The 3,651-nt window shown below is 71.8% G+C and carries 5 protein-coding genes; 3 read left to right on the top strand and 2 right to left on the bottom strand.

What is annotated here, in order from left to right; translation table 11 throughout:
* Positions 1-91: 91 nt before the first annotated feature.
* Positions 92-997: a Gfo/Idh/MocA family protein gene (locus JM949_RS34515; RefSeq protein ID WP_203152233.1), complete on the bottom strand. Its 906-nt coding sequence runs from the start codon at positions 995-997 to the stop codon at positions 92-94.
* 207 nt (positions 998-1,204) lie between these two features.
* Between JM949_RS34515 and JM949_RS34510 the strand changes: the two genes are divergently transcribed.
* The 3 genes from JM949_RS34510 (at position 1,205) to JM949_RS34500 (ending at position 2,509) form a co-directional block, all read left to right on the top strand.
* Complete coding sequence (locus JM949_RS34510) at positions 1,205-1,567, top strand: cupin domain-containing protein (protein ID WP_203152231.1); 363 nt, start codon at positions 1,205-1,207, stop codon at positions 1,565-1,567.
* Between the two features lie 137 nt (positions 1,568-1,704).
* Positions 1,705-2,100 carry a hypothetical protein gene (locus JM949_RS34505; RefSeq protein WP_203152230.1) on the top strand — a complete coding sequence of 132 codons (396 nt, stop codon included), beginning with the start codon at positions 1,705-1,707 and terminating at the stop codon, positions 2,098-2,100.
* Positions 2,093-2,509 carry a hypothetical protein gene (locus JM949_RS34500; RefSeq protein WP_203152228.1) on the top strand — a complete coding sequence of 139 codons (417 nt, stop codon included), beginning with the start codon at positions 2,093-2,095 and terminating at the stop codon, positions 2,507-2,509. The genes JM949_RS34505 and JM949_RS34500 overlap by 8 nt, the downstream gene beginning before the upstream one ends.
* 54 nt (positions 2,510-2,563) lie before the next feature.
* On the opposite strand, the gene fabG is transcribed toward JM949_RS34500, so the two are convergent.
* On the bottom strand, positions 2,564-3,322 hold the full coding sequence (fabG, locus tag JM949_RS34495) for a 3-oxoacyl-ACP reductase FabG (protein ID WP_203152227.1): 759 nt from the start codon (positions 3,320-3,322) through the stop codon (positions 2,564-2,566).
* Positions 3,323-3,651: the final 329 nt, after the last annotated feature.

Here is a 3,651-nt window from a genome sequence, read left to right as displayed (position 1 = left end):
GATCGGCCGGGACCGACGGGAATCAGGCGGGGATCGGCCGGGACCGACGGGAATCAGGCGGGGTCGAGGCGGGATCGGGCCGGAATCGGGGTCAGGTGGGGAGGGGGATGGTGCGGGATTCGGTGCGGGCGGTTTCGGCGGCGGCGAGGATCTCGACGACCTCGCGGCCGAAGCGGACGTCGCAGCGGTGGTCCCGGGTGCCGGTCCGCACCTGCTCGACGAGTTGGTCGATGGCGACGCCGAACGCGGTGGCGGCGTCGTTCTCGCCGAACGGGACGTTCTCGATGCCGTTCTCCCCGTAGAACACGAACTCCCGGGCCATCGACTCGGTCGGGGCGTCCAGGGAGAGTGAGGCGCTGCTGGTGGCGCCCCCCTCGTGGGTGAGCAGCAGGTGCACCATCCCGTTCGGCCCGTCCATCGCCGCCACCCGGGTCACCCGACCGAGCACCGGCAGGAGGATCGAGAGCGCGTGCGGGGCGATGTCCCAGAGCGCACCGTGCTCCCGCCGCCACAACGAGCCGCCGTACGGGCTGCCGTCCTGGAAGATCGAGGCGAACGCGGTGGTCCGACCGTGCTGCCAACCCCCGGCGGCGGCGGTGGCGGCGAGGAACGCGGTCACGTTCGGTTGGAACCGCTGGGTGAAGAAGACCACCGAGGCGACCCCGGACTGCTCGGCGGCGGTGACCACCCGGTCGGCGTCGGCCAGGCTGAGCGCCAGCGGCTTGTCCAACAACAGATGCCGGCCGGCGGTGGCTGCCCGGACCGCGATGTCGGCCTGGATGTCCGGCGGCAGCGCGACGGCGATCGCCTCGCACTGCTCGATCAACGCGTCGACGTCGGCGTAGGCGGCCACCCCGTACCGCTCGGCCAGCGCGGAGGCCCGCTCCGGGTTGCGGCCCCACACCCCGACCAACTCGGCGTCCGGGTGGGCGTGCAGCGCCTTCCCGTGCGTCTCGATCGCCCAGTGACCGGTGCCGAACAATCCGAACCGCAGCACGTGTACCTCCGCTTTTCCCCCGCCGCGGCAACGCCACGGACGTGATCAACGCTAGTCGCCCCGCCGGCCATGACGGCGTCGGGTTAGCTCGACAGAGCCGAAGGGCCCGTCGGCACGCAGCCTCTGGGCCCAGTCTGCGCCGCTCCCGGAAACGCCACGTCCGATTGCCGCCAGACACGCCAGTTACGGCGCGGCAGTCTCGACGACATGCCGAGCACGATTCCGGCGGTGACCAGCGGTCTCGCCACCTTTGAACACTGGTACGACTTCACCGAAGGCGGGCCCGTGCACCGGGCGCTGTTGCCGTTCGCGTCGGCGACGCCCGCTCCGTTCGAGGTCGCCCGCTGGTCGGTGGCCCCGGGCACCTCCAACGACCTCGACGTCCATCGGTCCCGGGAGGTGTGGATCATCGTGTCCGGAACCGGCACCCTGACGTTCGCCGACCAGACGGACGTGCTGCGGGCCGGAGACGTCGCGGCGTTCGAGAGCAGGGTGCCGCACCAGATCCGGAACGACGGACCGGAACCGCTGCTCGCCGTCTCCGTCTACTGGCTGCCCGGGGGCGACTGACGCCCACGGGATGCGTTGGCTGGTGAGTGCCGGCACCTCAGGGGGCGCGCGGCACCCGGCGGCGAGGCGGGGTCACCCGATTACTACGACGGTTAGTAGGCTGTGCCGGTGACCGAGGCAACGACCGGATGGGACCGATGACCAGCGCAGCGACGGCCAGCTCGCCGGTGGACGGGATCGTCGCGACGGTGTCGATCGTGCTGTCGCTGCTCGTCGCGGCGTGGGCGCTGGTGGTGGCGGTGCGGCAACGACCGCCGGACCGGGTGCAGTTCGTCGGTCTGGCCGCACTCGAAGTGTCGTTGCTGGTGTTGGCCGTGCTGGCGGTTGTCGCGGTGGGCGGCGGGGACCGGCCCGGCGAGCCCGGCGCGTTCTTCGGCTACCTGGTCACGCTGGTCTGCCTGCCGCCGCTGGCCTGGGTGCTGGCCCGGATGGAGCCGACCCGGTGGGGCTCGGCGATCGTGTGCGCGGTCTGCCTGGTGACCCCGGTGGTGGTGGTCCGGTTGCAGCAGACCTGGGAGGTGCTCGGTGGTTGAGACCCGACCGGCCGGACCGGCCACGAACGCCGGTCCGGGTCGGCTGCTGATCGCTGTCTACCTGCTCTTCGCCATCGCCGCGACGAGTCGGGCGGGTTTGCAGATCGCGACCAAGTTCGACGAGGCGCCGGTGGCGTACCTGCTCTCCGGTCTGGCCGCGCTCATCTACATCGTCGCGGCGGTGGGGTTGGCCCGCGCCGGGCACACCGGCCGACGGGTGGCGCTGGCGTGCTGCTCGGTGGAGCTGGTCGGGGTGATCGCGGTCGGCATCCTGAGCCTGGTCGACAAGGAGCTGTTCCCGGACGAGACGGTCTGGTCGCAGTTCGGCAGCGGGTACGGCTACATCCCGCTGGTGCTGCCGGTGCTCGGCCTGGTCTGGCTCTGGCGCACCCGCCGCGCACCCGCCTGACCCCGCGACGAGGGCGCGTCCCGTCCGGGGAAGCGCCCTCGTCGGGAGTACGGGTCAGTCCCGTGGGCCACCCGCGACATAGATGACCTGACCGGAGACGAAGCCGGCGCCCTCGCTCACCAGGAACGAGATGGTGTGCGCGACGTCCTCCGGCAGCCCCGGGCGGCGGACCGGGATCTCGGCGGCGGCGTGCTTCTGGAAGTCGTCGAAGTCGACCTTCATCCGGGCGGCGGTGGCCGCGGTCATGTCGGTGACGATGAAGCCGGGTGCCACCGCGTTCACCGTCACCCCGAACGGTCCCAGCTCGATGGCGAGCGTCTTGGTGAAGCCCTGGAGGCCGGCCTTGGCGGCGGCGTAGTTGGCCTGGCCCCGGTTGCCCAGCGCGGAGGTGCTGGAGAGGTTGACGATCCGCCCCCACCTGCGCTCCACCATGTGCTTCTGGGCGGCCTGGCTGAACAGGAACGCGCCGCGCAGGTGCACGCCCATCACCGTGTCCCAGTCGGCGCTCGTCATCTTGAACAGCAGGTTGTCGCGCAGCACACCGGCGTTGTTGACCAGGACGGCGGGCCCGCCCAGCTCGCTGGCGATCCGGTCCACGGCCGCCTCGACCTGGTCCCGGTCGGACACGTCGGCGCCCACCCCGAGCGCCCGACCGCCGGCGGCGGCGATGGCGTCCACAGTGTCCTTGGTGGCCGCCTCCTCGATGTCGACCACGGCGACGGCCAGTCCGTCGGCGGCCAGTCGCCGGGCGGTGGCCGCGCCGATACCGCGTGCGGCTCCGGTGACGATGGCGACGCGGGGCTCCTCCGACATGATTACCTCCCGGTAACTTGGGGTCGATCGAAGGAGCTTAACCCCGCACCGCAGGCCTGAGCGATGGCCATCGCCGCGCCGGTGGCTATACGAGATGATCTTCCGGGCGTAGCGTCGCGTTCGCTGTCACCCCCGCCAGCGAAAGACGACGAGGCAAGGAACGACATCAGGTGAAGTTCTCGCGTACTCGTGGGGCCTGGCTCGCCGCCGTGGTCTCCGCGACCCTCGCGGCGACCGGTGGTTCACCCGCCCTGGCCGCCCCCGGCGCACCGGCGAACCCCGGCCCGCCAGCACCCCGCGAACCGCCCGTGCCCACCCGCCCGGCACCC

The sequence above is a fragment of the Micromonospora tarensis genome (genome assembly GCF_016803395.1).
In the GTDB taxonomy this organism is placed as follows: domain Bacteria; phylum Actinomycetota; class Actinomycetes; order Mycobacteriales; family Micromonosporaceae; genus Micromonospora; species Micromonospora tarensis.
This window is presented reverse-complemented; position numbering and strand designations above follow the sequence as displayed.